The sequence below is a fragment of the Cobetia sp. 5-11-6-3 genome (assembly GCF_013374055.1).
Lineage (GTDB): Bacteria > Pseudomonadota > Gammaproteobacteria > Pseudomonadales > Halomonadaceae > Cobetia > Cobetia marina.
Window position 1 is genome coordinate 622630 of sequence record NZ_BLWJ01000001.1, and the last position, 22835, is coordinate 645464.

Genomic DNA, 22835 nt, shown 5'->3' on the forward strand with positions numbered 1-22835 from the left:
AATGCAGAAAAAAGTACGACCACAGCCAGAGCCATGGTCGTACCGGAGAATGCAGGGCTTGCCACAATGCCACCAGTCTAGCACCCGTCATGCCAGGGCGTCACCTGAATGACAGGTGCGTGACATGCCAGCGCTTTCGGGTCAGGCAAGGCGCGACGCTACCACTCCACATTCGACTCGCGAAGGTGTGACAGCAACGCCTTCATGGCGCTGACTGCCGTGGCGAGACGCTCTGCCAGAGGCGCATTGGCCGCCGCGGCGATGATGAGACCATCGCCACGCGCCTGGCCTTCCTCACGCCGGGCAGCACCGCCCTCTTCATGCAGACGCGTGATATCGGCCACCAGCTGGCTCAACCAACTGTCCGGCTGCGCCTGCAGGCTTCGCAACTGCTCGATTTCCGCCACGGGAGTCGGCGGTGTGGCCAGCCGCTCGCGCCAGCTGCCCTCAGGCCAGCGTGCCGACGCGGCGCACTCCTCGATCAACGAGGCCAATGCCAGCTCCATCAACGCCAGCGCCCCTTCCTCACCGGCCATGCGCCGTGCGACGGCATGCTCATCACGCGTCGCGACGGCCGCCTGCTCCAGCAGCAACTCGGCCTGATACAGCAGTTGATTGGTGCGGCCACGCTGGCTCATCAGCTCTTGGCTCCCTTGCGCTTGTCCTCGACGACCCAACGGCCGTTGTCGAAGGTCGCCTTCCACCCCGTCGCCTTGCCATCCTCGTCCGTCATCACGAACTGCTCCTTGGCCTTGCGCGAGAAACGAATCTGCGTCGGGCGGCCATCGGGGTCTTTCTCCGGCGCCTTGAGGATGAAGTGATACTTCTCCGGCAGCTCGTCGGCATGCGCCTTGAGCTCGCTGACCAGCGGCGGACGCGTCTCGCGATTCTTGGGGAACTGACTGGCGGCAAGGAACAGGCCACTGGCGCCATCACGCAGCACGTAGTGATCCTCGACCTTCACGCAGGCAAGTTCCGGCATGGGGATCGGGTCCATCTTCGGCGGCGCGACCTCCCCGGACTTGAGCAGCTTGCGGGTGTTCTTGCAATCCTCGTTGGTGCAGCCGAAGTACTTGCCGAAACGCCCGGTCTTGAGCTGCATGTCGGCACCGCACTTGTCGCACTCGATCACCGGTCCATCGTAGCCCTTGATGCGGAACTGACCCTGCTCGACTTCATGTCCCACGCAGTCCGGGCTGTTGCCGCAGACGTGCAGCTTGCGCTGCTCGTCGATCAGATAGCTGTCCATGGCCGTGGCGCAGATCGGGCAACGGCGCTTGGCACGCAGTGCATCGGTCTCGGCATTCTCATCTGCGTCAGCGGCGACCGCCTCATCCCCCGGCAACAGGTCGATGGTGGTCTTGCAGCGCTCCTTGGGCGGAAGGTTGTAACCGGAGCACCCCAGGAAGACGCCGGTGGAGGCGGTACGGATCTGCATCTCGCGACCACAGGTCGGGCAGGCGATATCGGTCGGCACCGGCTGATTCGGGCGCATGCCCTCTTCTGACTGGGCGTGATCCAGCTCGGCCTTGAACTCGGCGTAGAAGGCATCCAGCAGCTCGCGCCAGTTGCGCTGACCATTGGCCACCTCATCGAGGTAGTCTTCCATGCGCGCAGTGAAGCCGAAGTCCATCAGGTCCTTGAAGGATTCACTGAGACGATCAGTGACGATGTCACCCAGCTTCTCGGCGTAGAAACGCCGATTTTCCAGCGCCACGTAACCACGATCCTGAATGGTCGAGATGATCGCCGCATAGGTCGAAGGACGGCCGATGCCGCGCTTCTCCAGCTCCTTGACCAGACTGGCTTCGGTGTAACGCGCCGTCGGCTTGGTGAAGTGCTGCTGCGGGTCCAGCTCGACCAGCTCCAGCACCTCGCCGATGGCCAGGTCCGGCAGTGACTGGTCCTCTTCCTTCTTGCCCGCCGGCTTCATCACGCGGGTATAACCGTCAAACTTGAGCACCCGGCCCTTGGCGCGCAGCTCGTAGCCATCGACCTCGATGGTCAGGGTCGAGGACAGATACTCCGCCGGCACCATCTGGCAGGCGACGAACTGACGCCAGATCAGCTCATACAGACGCTCCGCGTCACGCTCCATGCCGGTGAGGTCCGTCGCGCGACGCGCCACCTCGGAGGGACGGATCGCTTCGTGAGCTTCCTGGGCGCCTTCCTTGCTGGAGTAGACGTTGGCGGCCTGCGGCAGATAGTTGTCGCCGAATTCCTCAGCGATGAAGTCCCGCGCGGTGGCCACCGCGTCCGCCGACAGATTGGTCGAGTCGGTACGCATGTAAGTGATGTAACCGGCCTCATAGAGGCGCTGCGCCATCATCATGGTCTTCTTGACCGAGAAACCGAGACGACTGCTGGCCGCCTGCTGCAGGGTCGAGGTGATGAAGGGGGCATTCGGCTTGGAGCGGGTCGGCTTGTCTTCGCGATTGGAAATCGCGAGCCGAGCGGTACGCAGCGCCGCGATGCGATCCAGCGTTTCCTTCTCGCTGGTCGGACGGAAGGCCTTGCCATCCTGACGCGCCAGCTCGAAACGGATCGCCTCGCCGCTGGTCGCGGCAAGCTCTGCGTGCACATCCCAGAATTCTTCCGGAATGAAGGCACGGATCTCACGCTCGCGCTCGACGATCAAGCGCACGGCAACCGACTGCACTCGCCCGGCCGACAGCCCACGAGCCACCTTGGCCCACAGCAGCGGCGAGACCATGAAACCGACGACACGATCCAGATAGCGACGCGCCTGCTGAGCATGCACGCGGTCCATCTTCAGATCGCCCGGCTCATCGAAGGCCGCCGTGATCGCCTTCTTGGTGATCTCGTTGAACACCACGCGCTTGTAGCGGGTATCGTCACCACCGATGGTCTCGCGCAGGTGCCAGGCAATCGCCTCCCCTTCGCGGTCCAGATCCGTCGCGAGATAGATGGTGTCGGCCTTCTCGGCCAGGCGCGTCAGCTCGGAGACGACCTTTTCCTTGCCGGGCAGGATCTCGTAATGCGCCTCCCAGCCGTTCTCCGGGTCTACCCCCATGCGACGGATGAGCTGCGTCTTGGCCTTCTTTTCCTTGTGAGCCGCCTTGGCTTCCGGCGACATCTTGCGCGTCTCGGCTGCCTGACGGGCACGCTCCTTGGGATCGGTGGCCTGCTTGCCGCTACCGCTGGTCGGCAGATCGCGGATATGCCCGACACTCGACTTCACCACGAAGTCGTTGCCGAGATACTTGTTGATGGTCTTGGCCTTGGCAGGCGACTCGACGATCACCAGTGACTTGCCCATGGTTGCTCGCATCTCCTGGCCGGCGCTGACTGCACCGGCGAATGACTCGTAGCGCTGGGTTTTATCCCAGCCTAAAAATGCGCCTACCCTACCCCAGCATTTCAGCGCTGACCAGCAATGTTGCCAGCACCACGACATGTGGGTGGTGGCAGCGGACATCACACACCACCCCGAATCTCGAGAATCGACGCCCGAGGCATGACGCGGTCATCGACCGGCACCCGGACCTGCCAGACCCGCCAGGTGCATGTGTCGCCATGACGACAGGCAAACCATGACTATATATAAGTGGCCTTTTCACGATTCGTCACATCAGTGTGGCATTACTGACACAGGCAGTGGCAGGCCTGCGGGTCAACGTAGATGCCATCCTCACAGCCAGGGCCTCTCGGATCACGCCATGTCTGACTGGCCACCAGCCTGACGCCAGCGCTTGTGAAGACGCAAGTCATGTCGCTACCATCGCCGCCATGGCAGCCAAATCACTCACGCGCTACCACACCAATCAACCACGACACTCGACAGGCTCCCTTTACGTCGTCAATGTAGTAAAATGACAACACAAACCGCCTGACCCCTCACGCAAGTGTTCAAGGAGTATGTTCTCATGCCGCACGCGTTCAACGGCCCGATCCGCCGCACCAAGATTGTCGCCACACTCGGTCCGGCCAGTGACAAGCCGGGCGTCCTCGACGCGATGATCCGTGCCGGAGTGGATGTGGTTCGCCTCAACTTCTCTCACGGCAGCCCCGAAGACCACCGCATGCGTGCCGAGGCCGTCCGTGCCGCCGCCGCCGCCCAGGGCCGCAGCGTCGCCGTGCTGGGTGATCTGCAGGGTCCGAAGATCCGCATCGCCCGCTTCAAGGACACCGCTGTCCAGCTTCAGGAAGGCCAACCGTTCATCCTGGACATCGGCCTGGGCCGCGATGAAGGTACCGTCGAGCGTGTCGGCTGCGACTATCAGCAACTGGCCGATGACGTGGTCGCCGGCGACGTTCTGCTGCTTGATGACGGTCGCGTGGTGCTCGAGGTCAACGAACTCAAGGGCAACGAGATCCACACCACCGTCAAGGTGGGTGGCAAGCTGTCCAACAACAAGGGCATCAACAAGCAAGGCGGTGGCCTGTCCGCCGAGGCGCTGACCGAGAAGGACAAGGCAGACCTCAAGACCGCCATCGACATCGGCGTGGACTATCTGGCCGTCTCCTTCCCGCGCAGTGGCGCCGACATGCAGCTGGCACGTGAGCTGCTGGGCGAGGAAGGTCGTGACATCGGCCTGATCGCCAAGGTCGAGCGCGCCGAAGCCGTGGCCGACGACGCCGTGCTCGACGGCATCATCCTCGCCAGTGAAGGCGTGATGGTGGCGCGTGGCGATCTGGGCGTGGAGATCGGCGACGCACAGCTGATCGGCGTGCAGAAGCGCATGATCCGCCGTGCCCGCAGCCTCAACCGCGTGGTCATCACCGCGACCCAGATGATGGAGTCGATGATCAGCGCCCCGCTGCCGACCCGCGCCGAAGTCTTCGACGTCGCCAATGCCGTGCTCGACGGCACCGACGCCGTGATGCTGTCGGCCGAGACCGCGGCAGGCGATTTCCCGGTCGAGACCATCGAGACCATGGATCGTGTCTGCCTGGGTGCCGAGCGCGAGCGTGCCGCCCAGGAATCCCAGCACCGCATCCACGAAGGCTTCAGCAAGACAGACGAGACCATCGCACTGTCTGCCATGTACGCGGCCAACCACCTGACCGGTGTCGTGGCCATCGTCTGCATGACCGAATCCGGCTATACCCCGCTGATCGCCTCGCGCATCCGCTCGGGTCTGCCGATCGTCGGTCTCGCCCAGGACCAGAAGACCCAGCGCCGCATGGCCCTCTATCGTGGCGTGGTGTCCCTGCCCTTCGATTCCAGCGAGCTGCCGGCGCAGGAGATCAACCGTCGCGCCATCGCCGAGCTGGAAGCGCGCGGCATCGCCAACCGTGGTGATCTGGTGATTCTGACTCGCGGCGATCAGATGAATGCCCACGGTGGCACCAACACCATGAAGATCGTCACTGTCGGTGGCACCATCGACTGAGCGACCGGCATCGACGGATCGACACCGGCAGCGTTATCACTGACGGGGCTGACACCCCGCCTTCAGGAGATCAAGCGGCATGAGCGAGCAACGACCCAAGCGCCAGGCACGACGCACCCTGGCAGAACGCAAGCGGATTGCGCTGGTGGCTCACGATGGCAAGAAGGATGAGATGCTGGCCTGGGCCATGCGCTGGCGCGATGAGCTGTCACGCCACCAGCTGCTGGGCACCGGCACCACGGCCCGACGCATCAGCAAGGAGCTCGGACTTGAGGTCGAAGGCCTGATGAGCGGACCGCTGGGCGGTGATCAGCAGATCGGTGCGCGCATCGCCGAAGGCAATCTCGACCTGCTCATCTTCCTGTGGGACCCGTTCGCTCCGATGCCGCACGACCCTGACGTCAAGGCGCTGCTGCGCCTGGCGACACTGTGGAATGTGCCGGTGGCCAACAATGTCGCGAGTGCCGACTTCATGTTCCACTCATCACTGATGTCGGAGTCGGTCGAGATCGCGGTCCCCGATGCCAATGACTGGGTCAGCACCCGCGCCTGACACTGGCACATTGCCGATACACGCAAACGCCCGCCCCTCATTTGAGTGGGCGGGCGTTTACGTATGGACCCATGTCAGCGTGATCCACACCGTTATTGGCTTCATGCAGGACAGCGAATATCCGCGAAAATGTCGTAATCAAACTACATTTCGGACCTTTACCTGACTGGCTAGCTGGCTGGCTAGCTGGCTAGCTAACGGCAACATGCCCCTTCCTCCAGGCGTCTGATGCCTCACGCCTCACGCCTGAATCCTGAGCTGGCTGGCGATGATCGCCCCGCGTGAGGCCATGCAATAGAGCCCGATGTGATGGGCGTCTCGCTGCGGGTGGATGGCGGGCGCAGGCAATCCAAGGGCAGCCACGCTTTCCGCACTCAGATCATAGGTGGCGCAGGCAGGCTCCAGCACCACGATGTCGCTCACCTCGCCCAGCAGACCATGATTGCGTGCAGAGAGAAGCGTCAGCACCAGGTCCATCACGCAGATGTCCGTGCAGATTCCCGCCACTACCAGCGTCTTCAGTCGCTGCCGGCCAACCCAATCCTGCAGCGCATTGACACCGCTTGCCGGGTCGATCGCGCCAATATATCCATTGATGCAATCCTTGCGCACCAGAGTGGCATGCGGATCGCTCTCCAGCCACGCAAGCTCGGCCACCAGCTCATCCTCGCCACTGCCCTGCTCACAGTGAGCGGGATAGGGCGGCTCCGGGACGCCGGGTGAGTGGGAGTCAATGAAAGCCAGCAGTGGGCGGCCGTGCGCCGAGAAACAGCGCGCCACGTCGTTACTGAGCGCCACCATGCGGGTTACCTGGGCATTGTCGGCCTGCGGGGCCAGAGCGCCTCCTTGCACCTGACAGAAGCCGTTGATCTCATCGACCAGAATCAGTCCGGCACTCGGCAGCGAACATTCGTAAGGGGCAGGCCGTACCGGCAGGCGCGCATCCAGCGCAAGGGGGGAGTCGAGCGGCGCGGGGGATGCAGGAAACGACAACGGCGAGCTGTCGGGGCTGCTGGCCGAGGTAGCATCGGCCTTTGACGCTCTCGTGTCATTCTCTGAGGAAGCAATGGAGTGAGGCATCGTGTCGTACCCGAGGCAAGGAAAGCCTTCAGAGTATCAGCAGGTCACCGGACATGGCAGCGACGCACGGGCGATGGCTGCCATGTCGAAGGATACTCAGCTCGGATCAGACTCGCCTGCCACACAATCTGGCGAAGCTGAGGGCGCGTCGTCCAGATATCCCTGGCCACGCACGCTGCTGGTATCGCGCTTCAACACCGCAAACTGGGCGACACGCCCGGGGTCGTCCTCGATCCGCTCGGCAAGGCACACCAGACCCGGCCTGCGTGCGAGAGACGGTGGCGCGATCGCCAGGGTATCGTGGCGCCCCTCGGCCATATCCAGCGCATCCGCCATGTGCAGGCATTCGATGCGTGCGACACAGGGGAGATTGTGCTCAAGCCACTCGCTGCACTCCTCGAACAGAGCCTCGCGCGCCACGATGCGCTGGACCTTCGAGGGACAGAGGTCCGGTGGCCCCAGCAGGCTGAGGCTGATGGCACGGAAAAGCCGACGCTCCACCCGAATGCCCGGCCAGCAGGCCAACGCCTCGTGGGTGGCCGTCACCGGTCGCTGATGCCCTCTTGACCAGGGGACGACGGCAGCCTCCACCTCTCCTCTCACCAGGGCGTTGACCACCTCTTCGATGCCCGCATAGGCACTCAAGATGGCATTCGAGGCATACATCTTGGCGGCGCATTCGCGTGAGTACCCCCCGAGCCGTCCCGGGTAGCCGACCCGCAGCACATGAGCCGATGCGCGCGTTGTCGATGCATTTTCCTGAGCTTCGCTTACCGTCACCTTCATCCCTGCCCCTCATGACAACGACTGATGAACATCCGACTTGCCATCAGCATAGCCGTAAATGGCGCACTCAGGCGAAACCACCATTGGCGCCAATGACCTGCCCGGTGACCCAGGCGGATTCCTCACCGGCCAACCAGGCCACGACGGCCGCGATATCCGTGGCATCCGCGATACGTCCCAGCGCTGCCATGCCCTTGAGACGCTCGATGGTCTCCTCGCTCTTGCCATGCCGGAACAGCCCGGTATCCGTCGGGCCCGGCGCCACGGCATTGACGGTAATCCCGCGTGCGCCGACCTCCTTGGCCAGCACGCGAGTGAGCTGGTCCACCGCGGCCTTGGACGCCGCATAGGGACCATAGGTGGCGAACATCTGGCGCGTCACGGAGGTGGAGATATTGATCACGCGGCCCCCATCACGCAGCTTGCGCGAGGCTTCGCGCATCATGTTGAAGCTGCCGGTGAGGTTGGCCTGCATCAGACTGGAAAAGTCCTCATCCGTGAACTCAGCCAGCGGCTTGTAGAGGCTCATCCCGGCATTGTTGACCAGAATATCCACTCCGCCATAGTGCTCAGTGGCCACCGTGAACAGCTGACTGGCCATCTTGCTGTCGCCGACATCACCCTGGACGGCAAGCGCCTGCCCGCCAGCTGCCACTATCTCGGCCACCACCTGATTCGCCCCATCGACATCACTGCGGTAATTGACCACCACCCGGGCGCCGTCCGCCGCCAGACGCTGAGCGATGCCTGCGCCGATGCCGCGCGAGGCTCCAGTCACCACCGCCACCTTGCCGCTCAACTGCTGTGCATTCTCCGACATGGCTGTTTCCCCTTTCGTCATGGGCCATCGATTTCAAGGTCCCTCAATCTCGAACCTTGAGCGTCTCAGTCAGACCTCATCATTGCAGCAACCGGATGCCACTGACACCCCTGCAACGCGGGGTGTCGTATCAACGAAAGAACCGCCACCCCGGGCATGCCGGTGGTGGCGGTTCTTTTACAGCGGTGGCCTGCCTCAGGCTTGGCCGTTGGCCTGACGCTCGAAGGTATCGGCGCGCAGGATCTCGATCCAGTAGCCGTCGGGATCCTTGATGAAGGCCAGACCCTTCATCTTGCCATCATCGGGGCGCTTGACGAACTCGACACCCAGCGATTCGAAACGCTCGCTGGCGGCGTAGACGTCTGGCACGCTGACCCCGATGTGGCCGAAGCCCTGAGGCTGGGCGTTGCCATCATGATAGGCGAAGTCCGGGTCGTCCTCGGTCCCCCAGTTGTGCGTCAGCTCCAGCATCGCCTCACGCCCGAAGGTGTAAGTGGTGCGCTTGAGATCATCACTCGGCACGTCGCTGGCCTGGTCGTCGTCCAGATAGGCGAGGAAATAGAGGCTGAACTGCATTTCCGGGAAGTCGAGCTTGCGCACCAGGCGCATGCCGAGCACACGGGTATAGAAGTCCAGACTACGTGTCGGATCCTTGATGCGCAGCATGGTCTGGTTGAAGACATAGCCTCGGGTAGCCGGATCAATCTGCTCACTCAGGCCGGGAACCTGCTCGAAATGTGTTGCCATGATGGTCCTTCCACAGGAAAGGACGGCAGGACATCCACGATGCCCGGCCGTCCCTGGTGATCGTATAGCTGTCAGATGGAGTCGGCGAGCGGGTTTTGCAACCTCGCCGGCCGCGGCATCACTCGATTTCGATCAGCACTTCCCCCGGCGTGACGCGATCGCCGCGAGCCACGTGGATGGCCTTGACGGTACCGTCGACGCGCGCCGTGATCTCGGTCTCCATCTTCATCGCCTCGCTGATCAGCACCGACTGGCCTGCCGTGACGCTGTCACCCACCGCCACCAGCACCTCGACGATATTGCCCGGCATCGCCGTGGTGACGTGCCCCGGCGCAGACGCACTCGCGCGCCCGCCGCTCTGGCCACCTGCCACGTAATCGTCCTTGGCTTCGAACACCACCTCTTCCGGCATGCCATCCAGGGTCAGATAGACGTGACGCTTGCTGCCCTTGGCACCGCCGACGCCGGTGATCTGCACCGCATAGGACTCGCCGTGGACATCGATGACGAACTCGGTCGGCACGCCGGAAGACACCGGACGCTCCGCCTCGCCCTGGGGGATGATTTCCGGCGTGAGGGTGCCGGCGCGGCGCTCGCTGAGAAAGTCACGTCCCAGCTCCGGGAACATGGCAAAGGTCAAGACATCCTCAGGGGACTCGGCCAGCTCGCCCAGCTCCTCGGTGAGACGCGCCATTTCCGGGCTCAGCAGATCCGCCGGACGCCCAACCTCCACCGGTGCGTTGCCGATGGCACGCGAGCGAACCTCTTCGTTGACCGGCGCCGGCGCCTGGCCATAGCCGCCCTGCAGGTAACGCTTCACTTCATTGGTGATGCTCTTGTAGCGCTCGCCGGTCAGCACGTTGAGCACCGCCTGGGTACCGACGATCTGTGAGGTCGGGGTGACCAGCGGCGGATAGCCCAGATCGGCACGCACACGCGGAATCTCGGCGAACACCTCACGAATGCGCTCCAGCGCATTCTGCTCCTTCAACTGACTGGCCAGGTTGGACATCATGCCGCCGGGGATCTGGCTGATCTGGACCGAGACATCCTCACGGGTGAATTCACTCTCGAAGGCCGAATACTTGCGGCGCACCTCACTGAAGTAGTCACCGATCTCACGCAGCGACTCCAGTTCCAGTCCGGTGTCCCAGCGAGTGTCACGCAGCGAGGCGACGAAGGATTCGGTGGCCGGGTGGCTGGTGCCACCGGCGAAGGCCGAGATGCAGGTATCGATGTGGCGGCAGCCCGCCTCGACGGCCTTGATCTGACACTGCGGTGCCAGACCTGCCGTGGCATGGCTGTGCAGGTGGATCGGCACTTCGACTGCCTCGACCAGCGCACTGACCAGGTCAAAGGTGGCATACGGGGTCAGCAGCCCGGCCATGTCCTTGATCGCGATGGAATCGGCGCCCATCTCGACCAGCTTGCGCGCCTGCTCGACATACATCTCCAGCGTATGCACCGGGCTCACGGTGTAGCAGATGGTGCCCTGGGCGTGCTTGCCGGCCTTCTTGACCGCGCGCATGGCGGTTTCCATGTTGCGCAGGTCATTCAGGGCATCGAACACGCGGAAGATATCGATGCCGCCGGCCGCGGCACGCTCGACGAAGGCCTCCACCACGTCATCGGCATAATGACGATAGCCGAGCAGGTTCTGACCGCGCAGCAGCATCTGCAGCGGCGTGTTGGGCATGGCTTCCTTGAGCGACTTCAGACGCGCCCAGGGGTCTTCCTTCAGAAAGCGCACACAGGCATCGAAGGTCGCACCGCCCCAGACCTCGAGGCTGTAGAAGCCGGCCTGATCGAGACGTGCCGCGATGGGCAGCATGTCCTCGGTGCGCATGCGCGTGGCGATCAATGACTGGTGGCCATCACGCAGGACGACTTCGGTGACCTTGACGGCATCAGCCGCAGAGTCGCTCGCGGCATGGGGAGTGGAGGTAGCAGCAGTCATGTCAGGTGTCCTTGTCATTGTTGGTTGAGGAGTCGGGGGAAGGACTCGAACGGCATGTCAGGGGTGGACTCAGAGACCGGCGTGCGCCGCGATCGCCGCCGCGATCGCCAGTGCCGTCTGTTCCGGCAGGCGCTTGACCGAGTACTGGGTCAGCTCCGGATGCGCCGCCACGAAACCGGTATCGAAGCGCGCGTTGCGGAAGTCCGGATGCTTGAGGATTTCCTGATAGTAAGGCGCGGTGGTCTTGACCCCCTGCAGGCGCATGTCATTGAGGGCGCGTGACCCGCGATTGATGACCTCTTCCCATGTCAGCCCCCACACGATGAGCTTCAGGCACATGGAATCGAAATACGGCGGGATGGTGTAGCCGGTATAGATCGCGGTATCGGTTCGCACGCCAGGCCCGCCGGGGGCGTAGTAACGCGTGATGCGCCCGAAGCTGGGCAGGAAGTCGTTCTTGGGGTCCTCGGCATTGATGCGGAACTGGATGGCATAGCCGTGATGGCGGATGTCTTCCTGACGGAAGGCCAGCTTGTGGCCCCAGGCGATGCGGATCTGCTCGCGCACGATGTCCACGCCGGTGATCGCCTCGCTGATGGTGTGCTCCACCTGGACGCGGGTGTTCATCTCCATGAAGTAGATCTCGTTGCCCTTGACCAGGAACTCCACGGTACCGGCATTGCGATAGCCCACGGCCCGCGCGGCGCGCACCGCCATCTCTCCGACGTAGGAGCGCTGCTCCGGCGTCAGCTGAGGGCTGGGGGCAATCTCGATCAGCTTCTGGTTGCGGCGCTGGATGGAGCAGTCACGCTCGAACAGATGGATCACGTTGTCGTGACTGTCGGCCAGAATCTGGACCTCGATGTGATGCGGGTCGACCACGCAGCGCTCCAGGAAGACATCCGCACTGCCGAAGGCCTTGGTAGCCTCCGAGATCACGCGACCCCAGGCCTGCTTGAGCTGCTGGGCATCATCACAACGCCGGATACCCCGCCCCCCACCACCTGAGGTAGCCTTGAGCATCACCGGATACCCCACCTGCTCCGCCACGCTCAAGGCTTCCTCGATATCGGCCAGATTGCCCTTCGAGCCCGGCGTGACCGGCACGCCAGCCGCTTTCATGGCGGCGCGGGCTTCGGTCTTGTCTCCCATGCGTGCGATGACATCACTGGACGGGCCCACGAAGGCAATGCCCGCCGCTTCGCAGATTCTCGCGAACTCAGCATTCTCGGAAAGGAAACCATAGCCCGGATGAATGGCATCACAGCCTGTCTCGCGGGCCAGATCCACCAGGCGACGGGGGTCCAGGTAGCCGGCCAGCGGGTCTTCGCCGATGAAATGCGCTTCATCGGCACGCTTGACGTGAAGCGAGAAACGATCGGCTTCGGTGTAGACCGCGACAGAGCGGATGTCCATCTCGGCACAGGCGCGTACAATGCGCACTGCGATTTCCCCTCGGTTGGCGATCAGCAACTTGCGGAACATGGTGACTCTCCCTGACGGAACGCGGTGATCTTGTTGTTGACGGCTTGCGTCTGACTCTCCTGCAACCCTGGAGGCTTGCGAGGGCAGTCATGTTCTCAGGCTTTCCACGCTACCCAGCGAGAGACCAATAGAAAAGTTGATATTTTTTTGCCAATCTATAAGTAAAACCTTATGACTGGGTGTGTCATGTCGCGTCCAAATCTGCTAAACCGATTAACTTTCAGACAGTTACAGGTATTTCAGGCCGTCCATCGCCAGCAGTCCTACTCGCGTGCGGCTGAGCAACTCGGACTGACACAGCCCGCCGTCAGTGCCCAGATTCGCCAATTGGAGCAGGCGCTCGAGCAATCGCTGTTCAAATATGCCGGCAAGACGCTGCATATCCTGCCGGCGGCGGATGCGCTGGCAAGCTCGGTACAGTCGATCTTCGGGGAAGTCTCGAGCCTGCAGATGGAGCTGTCGGAAATCGCCGGCACCATCCGTGGCGAGCTGAATCTGGCGGCCGTGTCCACGGCCCAGTATGTGGTGCCCCACATTCTGGCGCGCTTTCGTGCCCGCTACCCGGAAGTCTCGGTGCGCCTGCGCGTCTGCAATCGCGGCCAGGCACTGGAACGCCTCGCCGAGCGACGCGATGACCTGGTGATCATGGGCATGGTGCCCGATGACGCCAACCTGGCCTTCATGCCGATCCTGGACAACGAGCTGATCCCCATCGTCTGGCCCGGCCACCCGCTGCTGGACGTCAAGGGCGTCACGCTGGAGGATCTCGCCCAGTACTACATGCTGATGCGCGAGCCTGGCTCCGGCACGCGTACCGCCTTCGAGGAATTCGCCGCCCGCGAGCGCGTCTCGCTGCGCCATACGCTGGAGCTGGGCTCCAACGAGGCCATCAAGCAGGGCGTGATGGCGCATCTGGGCGTGGCGATCCTGCCGCGGCTGGCCGTCCAGCTGGAGCTGGCCTCCGGCCTGCTGGCCTCGCCGTCCCTGCCGGGCTTCCCGCTCAGACGCTCCTGGTGCACGGTCTATCCCAAGGATCGCTACCCCACGCCGGTCACCGAGCTGTTCCTGCGTTTCGTGCGCGAGCTGCTGCCGGAGCTCAACGCACACTTCAGCGCGCCGATGGAGCCGATTCCCGGGCACAGCGTCGCCTGCCTGCCGCTGGCCACGGAGCAATGACGCTCCACCACACGCCCCTGTGCTCATGAACCAAAAAAACCGCCGCGGAGATGATCTCCGCGGCGGTTTTTTTTGGGCCAGTCCGGCTTATTTCACTTCCACACCATGCGCCTGCTTGTCGGCGTGATAGGAAGAGCGCACCAGCGGACCGGAGGCGACATGCGAGAAGCCCATCTCGCGCGCCTTCTGACCGAGCCAGTCGAAGGTATCCGGGTGGACCCAACGATCGATCGGCAGGTGGCTGCGTGACGGCTGCATGTACTGCCCGAGGGTCAGCATGTCGACGCCGTGATTGCGCAGGTCCTGCATGACCTCGAGCACCTGCTCGTCAGTCTCGCCCACCCCCAGCATCAGACCGGATTTGGTCTTCACTTCCGGGCGGCGCTCCTTGTAGCCCTTGAGCAGATCCAGCGACCACTGATAGTCGGCACCCGGACGCACGCGGCGGTACAGGCTCGGCACGGTCTCCAGATTGTGGTTGAAGACATCCGGCGGTGTCTGCTCGAGCACGTCCAGCGCGACCTGCATGCGGCCACGGAAGTCCGGCACCAGCACTTCGATCTCGGTACCTTCACACTTCTCGCGGATCTCACGGATGCACTCGGCGATGTGGTTGGAGCCACCGTCACGCAGGTCATCACGGTCAACGGAGGTCACGACGACGTAATTCAGGCGCATCTCGGCGATGGCTTCGGCCAGCTCACGCGGCTCGTCGGCATTCAGCGCATTGGGACGACCGTGGGCCACGTCACAGAACGGGCAGCGACGGGTACAGATATCGCCCATGATCATGAAGGTCGCGGTGCCGCCGCTGAAGCACTCGCCCAGGTTCGGGCAGGAGGCTTCTTCACACACCGTGTGCAGGCCGTGCTTGCGCAGAGTCTGCTTGATGCGGCTCACCTCAGGGGAGGCAGGCATGCGCACGCGCAGCCAGTCCGGCTTCTTCGGCAAGGTCTCGGTGGGAATCACCTTGACCGGAATGCGAGCGACCTTCTCGGCGCCACGCAGCTTCACGCCACGCTCCTTGCGAGCAGGAGCAGCGGAGGGAGCGGGCTTCGGGGTAGCGGTGGTCTCGGTCATCAGTTCTGTCCTGCTGTTCGAGAAATGTCAGCCAGTGCCGCGGGCAGCCCGCTCACCGGAGTCAGGGTCACGTCCCCCAGGCTTGCGCCCAGACAACGCACCAGGCGGTCACGCTCAGCGGCAAGATCCACCGGCTCGCGCGTCAGGTCGCGTAGCTGGGTCATCGCCATGCCGGCATAGCCGCAGGGATTGATGCGCCCGAAAGGCGCAAGGTCCATGTCCAGATTGATCGCCACGCCATGGAAACTGCATCCACGTCGGATGCGCAACCCCAGCGAGGCAATCTTGGCCTCTTCCATCGAGCGGCGCGGATCATCCATGCGCTGCGCCGATTTCTTCACGTAGACCCCCGGGGCATCGGGGCGTGGATACGCCTCGATGCCGTGCTCGGCCAACGCCGCCACCACCGTCTCTTCCAGCGCAGTCACCAGCTGGCGAACACCGATGCCGCCACGCTTGACGTTGAGCAACGGGTAGAGCACCAGCTGGCCGGGGCCGTGATAGGTCACCTGGCCACCCCGGTCGGTCTGCACCACCGGGATATCACCCGGCATCAGCAGATGTTCCGGCTTGCCAGCCTGTCCCTGGGTAAAGACGGGGGCGTGCTCCACTACCCACAGCTCATCCGGGGCCTCCGGCGAGCGGGTATCGGTGAAGTCACGCATCGCCGACCACACTTCCTCATACGGCAGCACGCCGAGGTGGTGGACGTGAATCGTGTTCATGCATGCGCTCCTGTGCTCATGGCGCAAGCCAGTGAAGTCGCTCGTCTCACGCGAACGTCACAATACCATGTGGATGCGACCGGTGGCCTTGAGGTCACGGTGCAAGGCATCCAGCTGGTCGGTTCCGGTGGCTCGGATCACCACGCGGATGCTGCGATAGTTGCCATTCTTGCTGTCCTGCCAGGTGATGGCCGTGGCGTCGAAGCCGGGCGCATGCACTTCCAGGACATTGCAGACCACTTCGACGAGATCTTCGGCGGCATTGCCGACGATCTTGAGGGAGAAATCGCAGGGGAATTCGATCTTGGGGGGTGTCTTCTCACCCGCTTTTGGCGTGTTGGCCATGGGAAAGCCCTTCCAGTGATTCTATTTCCGACCATTCTACTCAACGAAGGGCGATCCGTCAGCCGGATCGCCCTTCGTGAAAGACGCATCCCCGGGTTTCAGGGGCGCGTGGCGGGCACCGTCGCATCATCTTGCTCGCTGGCAAGGGCGGACGGCACCAGCCTCAGTTGAACAGGCCGTGGAAGAACAGCATCAGGGCGTCCCACAGACGCTTGAAGAGACCGCCCTGCTCGACTGATTCCAGGGCGACCAGCGGCTCTTCCGCCAGCACCTTGTCCTCGAGCTTGATCTGCAGGGTGCCGTACTGCTCGCCGACCTGCACCGGTGCCTTGATGGTGTCCTTCAGATCAAGACGGGCGGTCAGCTTGTCGGCCTGGCCACTCGGCAGGGTCAGATAGACTTCCTTGGCCATGCCAAGACGCACCTGATCCTTCTCGCCGCCCCAGACACGGGCCTGATTGAGCACGGCACCCTTGTCATAGAGCTTCTTGCTCTCGAAGTAGCGGAAGCCGTAGGTCAGGAGCTTCTGGGATTCCTGGGCACGCGCCTCTTCGGAGCTGGTGCCCATCACCACGCTGATCAGACGTGTGTCTTCCTTCTTGGCAGACGCCACCAGGCAGTAACCCGCTTCATCGGTATGACCGGTCTTCAGGCCGTCGACGTCCTTGTCACGCCACAGCAGCTTGTTGCGATTGGGCTGCTTGATGCCATTCCAGGTGAAGTACTTCTGGGAATAGATCTGATAGTGATCCGGATAGTCGCGGATGATGTGACGCGCCAGAATCGCGAGATCATGTGCCGTGGAGTAGTGCTCCGCGTGCGGCAGACCGGTGGCGTTCATGTAATGGGTATTGTTCATGCCCAGACGCTTGGCGTGCTGGTTCATCAGGTCGGCGAAGGAGCCCTCGCTGCCGCCGATGTGCTCGGCAAGCGCGACGCTGGCGTCATTGCCTGACTGGATGATCACGCCGTGCAGCAGATCATCGACCGAGACACTGGTGCCCTCGCGGATGAACATGCGCGAGCCGCCGGTCTTCCAGGCGTTGACGCTGATACGCACGTTCTCGTCCGGCGTCAGCTTGCCGTCATCGATTTCATTCTCGACCAGATAGGCCGTCATCATCTTGGTCAGACTTGCCGGCGGCAGACGCTTGTCGGCATTGTGCTCGACCAGGATGCGACCGGAATTGGCATCCATCAGAATCCAGGAGGACGCGGCCAGTTGCGGCGCCGCCGGAATCAGGGTGTCGGCCTCGATGGCCCGGGCCGGCGTGGAGGTGACGCTGGTCAGCAGCGCGATACCGCTGGCCGCCATCAGCCCGGCAAGACGGCGCCGCAATGGAAGAAGTCTGGCTTTCAGGGACATGTTGAAATCTCTTTGACACTCATGCGTTAGCCGGGGCACAAGCCCCGGCCATGTTGCACCCTCGTGGGATGCATGATGGATGCGCCAGATCACCGCCGCTAGCGCGGTGCCTGTACGCTGAAGGCGCCGGAGAAGCCGGCATCGGCGATCGCGGACTTGAGCGACTCGATACGCACGCTTTCTTCAAGCGGGCCCACCTGCACCTTGTAAAGATTGCCACTGCCCAGCACTCGGACCGGGCGATCAAGCGCCGCGCTGACGCGCTTGCTGATGCGGTCTGCCGTTTGCAGGTCACTGACCGCCGCCACCTGCAGGAAGCTGGCATCAGCGCCGCTGGCCGTAGTGTCGGTCGCGCGCGCCGCAGAGGCTACCACGGGCTTGGCGGCAACGCTCGTGCTGGACGTCTTCGCCGCCACGGAATCGCCGGTTGCGCCCATTTCCTCAAGCCCTGCGATGCCCTGCTCGCGACGCACCGCCTGACTGCGTGCCAGCAGGCGCTCGGACTCGGCCGTGCCCTGGGTCGGGCTCGGCCCCGGCCGCCAGGTGCTGGCATCCAGCGTCTCGACGCGCACATGACCGGTACCATGGCCAAGCATGTCGAGACGCCACGCCGCACTGTAGGACAGGTCAATCAGGCGATCATCATGGAAGGGCCCACGATCGTTGACCTTGACGATGACCTGCTTGCCGTTGTCCAGATTGGTGATTCGCGCGTAGGTCGGCAGCGGCAGCGACTTGTGGGCCGCCGTCATGGTGTACATGTCATAGATCTCGCCGCTGGCGGTGGCGTAGCCATGGAACTTCTTGCCATACCAGGAGGCGGTACCTTCCGCCACGTAGCCGCGCGGGTCATCCATCACATGATAGGTCTTGCCCCACACTTCATACTCGCTGCGGTTGCCGCTGCGCGTATAGGGCTCGGGCTTCGGCACGGCATCCGGCACCGCGGAGACGTCCGGCGCGTCGTCGGGATAGGCGTCCGAATCCATCTCGTAACGCCCATTCTTGCCCGCCTTCTTGCCCGTGCTCGGCGAAGCACCGTCGCTGACCGTGGTGCCACCACTGCTGGCACAACCGGCCAGCAGGGCAAGCGCCAACGTCAACGGCAGCGCGCGTGACCAGCTCATCCGGCACCCCCATCCTCGAGACGGCGCTTGATCGCCTGGGACAGCTCATTCACGGCCATCGCATACAGATGGCTGTGGTTGTAGCGAGTGATGACGTAGAAGTTGTCATAGCCCACGGCGTAGCGATACCCCTGCTTGAGGTCCAGCGCCAGCGGGATGATCTGGGTATTGCCTGCCACGCCACCCGCGACCTCGACCCCTGCCGCCTCAAGTGCCGAGACGCTCATGTAGGGCTTCTTGGTCTTGTTGAAGGTGACGGAAGACGGCGGAGTACCGGGGCCATCGGCTGCGCTGACGACCGGTGCACCGGCCTTCCAGCCGTGACGGGCGAAATAGTTGCCGACACTGCCGATGGCATCGACGGGGTTGTGCCACAGGTCCCGCACGCCATCGCCATCGAAATCGACGGCATAGGCCTGATAGCTGGTAGGGATGAACTGTGGGTAGCCCATCGCACCGGCATAGGATCCCTTGATGGAGAGCGGGTCGATGCCCTGCTCCAACGTCAGCTGCAGGAAGGCGGACAGCTCACCACGGAAGAACTTGCCACGACGCGGATGATCGAAGGCCAGCGTGGAGAGTGAGTCGATCACGCGGTGGGTGCCGGTGTGCTTGCCGAAGAAGGTCTCGACGCCAATGATGGCGGCGATGACTTCCGGCGGCACGCCATATTCGGCCTGGGCGCGATCGAAGGTCTCGCGATGCTCGGCGATGAACTTCACGCCGGCTTCGATGCGAGATTCCTTCATGAAGATGGCGCGGTACTGGTCCCAGCGCAGGTGCCCTTCCGCCGGGCGCGACATGGCATCCAGCACTTTCTGGCTGTAATCGGCCTGATTCATCAGCTCGGTCACGCGAGCGCGATCCAGCCCCTTGGCCACCAGCTCATCCACCAGCTTGGCCGTCTCCGGGTGAGTTGCGGGAGCAAAGCCATCCGGCGCCGCCATGGCCGCCCCTGACATGCCCAGCAACGGCGCGATCATCAGGGCTGCGCCCCAGTGCTTCAGACGCCGCCCACGTGCGTTAATCACCGTCATCGACTCTCTCCTTGCCTGTCTGCGGGCGTCGGCCCGCGAATGTCCTTGCCATCCGGTAGCTGCAAAGGCCGCGTCAACGCGACAGCAGGCGCCGGTGGGTATGAATGCTCATGAGAATACCGAAGCCCGCCAGCAAGGTCACGCTGGAGGTCCCACCATAACTGACCAGCGGCAGCGGAACGCCCACCACCGGGAGAATGCCTGACACCATGCCGATGTTGACGAACACATAGACGAAGAAGGTCAGGATGATGGCTCCCCCTGTCAGGCGCGCGAAGCTGTCCTGACCATGGTTGGCCATCACCAGCCCGCGCAGCACGATCAACACGTAGAGGGCGAGGAAGAAACTCATGCCCAGAAGCCCGAGTTCCTCCCCGATCACCGCGACGATGAAGTCGGTATGCCGCTCAGGCAGAAATTCCAGCTGCGATTGGGTCCCCAGGGTATAGCCCTTGCCCAGCAAGCCTCCGGAGCCGATGGCGGTCTTGGACTGGATGATGTTCCAGCCGGCACCCAGCGGGTCGGACTCCGGATTCAGGAAGGTCAGCACACGCCGGCGTTGATAGTCATGCATCACCATCCACAGAAGCGGCAGCGCCGAGGCGATCAACGCCCCGAAGAAGGCGATCAGTTTCCAGGAGAGTCCCGCCAGCAGGATGACGAAGACCCCGGCCGCCGCGACCAGCAGCGAGGTTCCCAGGTCCGGCTGCCGAGCGATCAGCAGCACCGGCGTGACGATGATCACCCCACAGATGACCAGATCGCGCCAGCGTGGCGGCAGCGGCCGCTGCCCCAGCCAGCAGGCGACCATCATCGGCATCGCCAGCTTCATGAGCTCCGACGGCTGGAAGCGCACGACGCCGGGAATCACCAGCCAGCGCTGGGCCCCCATGCCGACATCCCCCAGCACCTCCACCGCCACCAGCATCAGGAAACCGCCGCCATAGGCGACAGGTGCCCAGCGATACAGCGTGCTCGGAGAGAGCTGCGCAAGGCCGATCATGACCCCCAGCGCCAACGCCTGACGTGACGCCTGGCGCAGCGTGAAATCGATATCCTGACCGCTGGCGCTGTAGAGCACGATCAGACCGCACCCCAGCACGATCAGCAGCAACAGCAGCAGCCAGGGGTCCAGATGGATCCGCTCCCACAGACTGGTGCGACGCCGGCGATTGAGCTCGCCTCCCACGCTGCGCATCGAGCGCTGATAATCAGTCGGCATCATTGACTCCTGCAGGGGTTTCGCTCTGCTCGGCCTGCGCCGCCGTCTCTTCCAGGGCCGCCGCCAGCGTCAGGGCGGCATCACGGGCGACAGGATCAATGCGCGGCAACAACCAGTAATCCGTGATGGCACGTGCCATGGGGCCGGCCACCGAGCTTCCGCCCTGACCGTTCTCCACCACCACGGACACGGCGATCTCGGGATTCTCGACCGGCGCGAACGCCGCAAACAGGGCATGGTCGCGCAGACGCTCCGCCAGCTCGTGACCGTTGTACTTCTGGTCCTGCCCCAGGGTGAAGACCTGCGCCGTACCGGACTTGCCGGCCATGCGATATTTGAGCCCGGGACCGACGTACTTGCGCGCCGTGCCCTCGCGGCCATTGACCACGTCCTCAAGCGCGCCGATGACCTCGTCCCACCAGGCAGGATTCTCCACCACCACGTCAGGCTTCTCTTCGCTGCGCGGCAACAGCACCGTCTCATCGCCGATGCGCTTGGCCAGATGAGGCGTCACATGCCGGCCACGATTGGCCAGCACCGCCTCGGCGGAGGCGAGCTGCAGGGGCGTCGTCAACCAGTAGCCCTGGCCGATCCCGATGGAGATGGTCTCGCCGGGATACCAGGGCTTGTCGTAGCGATTGCGCTTCCATTCCTTGGACGGCATCAACCCCGGCAAGGCACCCTGCACGTCCAGCGCGGTCTGCTCACCGAACCCGAACTTGTGCATGTACTCGCTGATGCGATCGATGCCCAGTCGATAGGCGACATTGTAGAAGTAGGTGTCATTGGAGACGGCGATACCGCGCCGCATGTTGACCCGTCCATGCCCCCAACGCAGCCAGTTGCGATACTTGTGGCTGTCATTGGGCAGCTGGAAATACCCCGGGTCGAAGAAGGTGGTCTGCGGCGTGATGACGCCATTGTCCAGCCCCGCCAGCGACATGAAGGGCTTGACCGTCGAGGCAGGCGGATACTGTCCACGTATCGCCCGATTGAACAGCGGCAGGTCGATGTCGGACTGCAACGCACGGTAACTCTTGACGCTGATGCCGGTGACGAACTCGTTGGAATCAAAGCCCGGCACCGAGGCCATGGCGAGGATCTCGCCGCTCTCCGGCTCGATGGCCACGATCGCCCCACGGCGCCCCTTGAGCAGACGATAGGCCAGATCCTGCAGGCCACGGTCGATGGTCAGCGTCAAGTCCTTGCCGGGCTGCGGGTCGATACGCGACAGCTCACGCAGCACGCGGCCGCGCGCATTGGTTTCCACCTTGCGCAGCCCGGCCTGACCATGCAGCGCCTCTTCATAGAAGCGCTCGATCCCGGTCTTGCCGATGAAGTGCGTTCCCGAATAGTTGCCCTTGTCGAGGGTCTTGAGCTCCGCCTGGTTGATGCGCCCGACATAGCCCAGCGTATGCGAGAGCGGCTTGGCATCCGGGTAGTAACGCAGCAGCTGGGCCTCGACCTCAACACCCGGCAGGCGATAGCGATTGACCGCCAGACGCGCGATCTGCTCCTGGCTCAGTTCACTCATCAACAGGGCTGGCTGATAGGGGCGCTGTCGCTGACGCGAGCGTTCCTTGAAGTCTTCGATTTCATCAGGGGGGAGATCGAGAATCTCGACCAGACGCTCAAGCGTCGTCTCCAGATCACCGGCGCGTTCGCGCACGATGGTCAGGTTGTAATTGGGACGATTCTCGGCAAGCAGGCGACCGTTGCGGTCATAGATCAGGCCGCGCGTCGGCGGCAGGGGTTCGACACGCACACGGTTCTTGTCCGAGCGCGTGGTATAGATATCGTGTTCCACGACCTGAAGAAAGACCAACCGTGCCAGCAGGCAACCGGCCAGCACCAGCACCAGGCCGGCGGCCACGATACTGCGAAGGCGAAAGATCCGCACTTCCTGTTGGGGATTCTTGATCGTCGCCCGGCGTTGGCGCATGGCGGGTCTCGCAACTCGTGTCTTGTCGCA

At 63.3% G+C, this 22835-nt stretch carries 19 protein-coding genes; 3 read left to right on the top strand and 16 right to left on the bottom strand.

What is annotated here, in order from left to right; translation table 11 throughout:
* Positions 1-158: 158 nt before the first annotated feature.
* Both HXS66_RS02555 and topA read right to left on the bottom strand, forming a co-directional pair.
* A complete protein-coding gene (locus HXS66_RS02555; protein WP_077371969.1) occupies positions 159-638 on the bottom strand; it encodes a DUF6586 family protein in 480 nt (159 codons plus the stop codon).
* Complete coding sequence (topA, locus tag HXS66_RS02560; protein WP_077371966.1) at positions 638-3280, bottom strand: type I DNA topoisomerase; 2643 nt, start codon at positions 3278-3280, stop codon at positions 638-640. Before topA ends, HXS66_RS02555 begins: the two co-directional genes overlap by 1 nt.
* A gap of 607 nt (positions 3281-3887) precedes the next feature.
* On the opposite strand from topA, the gene pyk reads away from it, so the two are divergent.
* Positions 3888-5357, top strand: a complete 1470-nt coding sequence (gene pyk, locus HXS66_RS02565) for a pyruvate kinase (RefSeq protein WP_077371963.1) — start codon at positions 3888-3890, stop codon at positions 5355-5357.
* A gap of 79 nt (positions 5358-5436) precedes the next feature.
* Positions 5437-5910 (top strand): methylglyoxal synthase, encoded by a 474-nt coding sequence (locus HXS66_RS02570; RefSeq protein WP_077371960.1) that lies wholly within the window; start codon positions 5437-5439, stop codon positions 5908-5910.
* Between the two features lie 240 nt (positions 5911-6150).
* On the opposite strand, the gene HXS66_RS02575 is transcribed toward HXS66_RS02570, so the two are convergent.
* The 6 genes from HXS66_RS02575 to HXS66_RS02600 all read right to left on the bottom strand — a co-directional run bounded on the left by HXS66_RS02575 (position 6151) and on the right by HXS66_RS02600 (position 12785).
* On the bottom strand, positions 6151-6990 hold the full coding sequence (locus tag HXS66_RS02575; RefSeq protein ID WP_176502786.1) for an isochorismatase family protein: 840 nt from the start codon (positions 6988-6990) through the stop codon (positions 6151-6153).
* Positions 6991-7086: 96 nt separating this feature from the next.
* Entirely contained in the window at positions 7087-7776 is a 690-nt protein-coding gene (locus HXS66_RS02580; RefSeq protein ID WP_176502787.1) for a prephenate dehydratase domain-containing protein, read from the bottom strand.
* Positions 7777-7843: 67 nt separating this feature from the next.
* Positions 7844-8596: an SDR family oxidoreductase gene (locus tag HXS66_RS02585; protein ID WP_176502788.1), complete on the bottom strand. Its 753-nt coding sequence runs from the start codon at positions 8594-8596 to the stop codon at positions 7844-7846.
* A gap of 195 nt (positions 8597-8791) precedes the next feature.
* Complete coding sequence (gene gloA / locus HXS66_RS02590; protein WP_176502789.1) at positions 8792-9343, bottom strand: lactoylglutathione lyase; 552 nt, start codon at positions 9341-9343, stop codon at positions 8792-8794.
* A 118-nt stretch (positions 9344-9461) separates the two neighbouring features.
* A complete protein-coding gene (gene oadA, locus HXS66_RS02595; protein WP_077371946.1) occupies positions 9462-11300 on the bottom strand; it encodes a sodium-extruding oxaloacetate decarboxylase subunit alpha in 1839 nt (612 codons plus the stop codon).
* A gap of 69 nt (positions 11301-11369) precedes the next feature.
* Positions 11370-12785, bottom strand: a complete 1416-nt coding sequence (locus HXS66_RS02600; protein WP_176502790.1) for an acetyl-CoA carboxylase biotin carboxylase subunit — start codon at positions 12783-12785, stop codon at positions 11370-11372.
* A gap of 186 nt (positions 12786-12971) precedes the next feature.
* Between HXS66_RS02600 and HXS66_RS02605 the strand changes: the two genes are divergently transcribed.
* Positions 12972-13961 carry a LysR family transcriptional regulator gene (locus HXS66_RS02605; protein ID WP_077371939.1) on the top strand — a complete coding sequence of 330 codons (990 nt, stop codon included), beginning with the start codon at positions 12972-12974 and terminating at the stop codon, positions 13959-13961.
* A gap of 87 nt (positions 13962-14048) precedes the next feature.
* Here the strand turns inward: HXS66_RS02605 and lipA are convergent, their stop codons facing one another.
* From lipA to mrdA, 8 genes are all read right to left on the bottom strand, one after another.
* Positions 14049-15041, bottom strand: coding sequence for a lipoyl synthase (lipA, locus tag HXS66_RS02610; protein WP_077371936.1), 993 nt, complete (start codon positions 15039-15041; stop codon positions 14049-14051).
* On the bottom strand, positions 15041-15766 hold the full coding sequence (lipB, locus tag HXS66_RS02615) for a lipoyl(octanoyl) transferase LipB (RefSeq protein ID WP_084209158.1): 726 nt from the start codon (positions 15764-15766) through the stop codon (positions 15041-15043). Before lipB ends, lipA begins: the two co-directional genes overlap by 1 nt.
* A gap of 57 nt (positions 15767-15823) precedes the next feature.
* Positions 15824-16111 (bottom strand): YbeD family protein, encoded by a 288-nt coding sequence (locus HXS66_RS02620; RefSeq protein WP_077371930.1) that lies wholly within the window; start codon positions 16109-16111, stop codon positions 15824-15826.
* A 163-nt stretch (positions 16112-16274) separates the two neighbouring features.
* Positions 16275-17477: a D-alanyl-D-alanine carboxypeptidase family protein gene (locus HXS66_RS02625; protein WP_084209159.1), complete on the bottom strand. Its 1203-nt coding sequence runs from the start codon at positions 17475-17477 to the stop codon at positions 16275-16277.
* A 98-nt stretch (positions 17478-17575) separates the two neighbouring features.
* Positions 17576-18604, bottom strand: a complete 1029-nt coding sequence (locus tag HXS66_RS02630; protein ID WP_176502791.1) for a septal ring lytic transglycosylase RlpA family protein — start codon at positions 18602-18604, stop codon at positions 17576-17578.
* A complete protein-coding gene (gene mltB / locus HXS66_RS02635) occupies positions 18601-19641 on the bottom strand; it encodes a lytic murein transglycosylase B (RefSeq protein ID WP_077371920.1) in 1041 nt (346 codons plus the stop codon). The genes HXS66_RS02630 and mltB overlap by 4 nt, the downstream gene beginning before the upstream one ends.
* 73 nt (positions 19642-19714) lie before the next feature.
* A complete protein-coding gene (rodA, locus tag HXS66_RS02640) occupies positions 19715-20866 on the bottom strand; it encodes a rod shape-determining protein RodA (protein WP_371861119.1) in 1152 nt (383 codons plus the stop codon).
* Positions 20853-22805 carry a penicillin-binding protein 2 gene (mrdA, locus tag HXS66_RS02645; protein WP_084209161.1) on the bottom strand — a complete coding sequence of 651 codons (1953 nt, stop codon included), beginning with the start codon at positions 22803-22805 and terminating at the stop codon, positions 20853-20855. Before mrdA ends, rodA begins: the two co-directional genes overlap by 14 nt.
* Between the last annotated feature and the right edge of the window lie 30 nt (positions 22806-22835).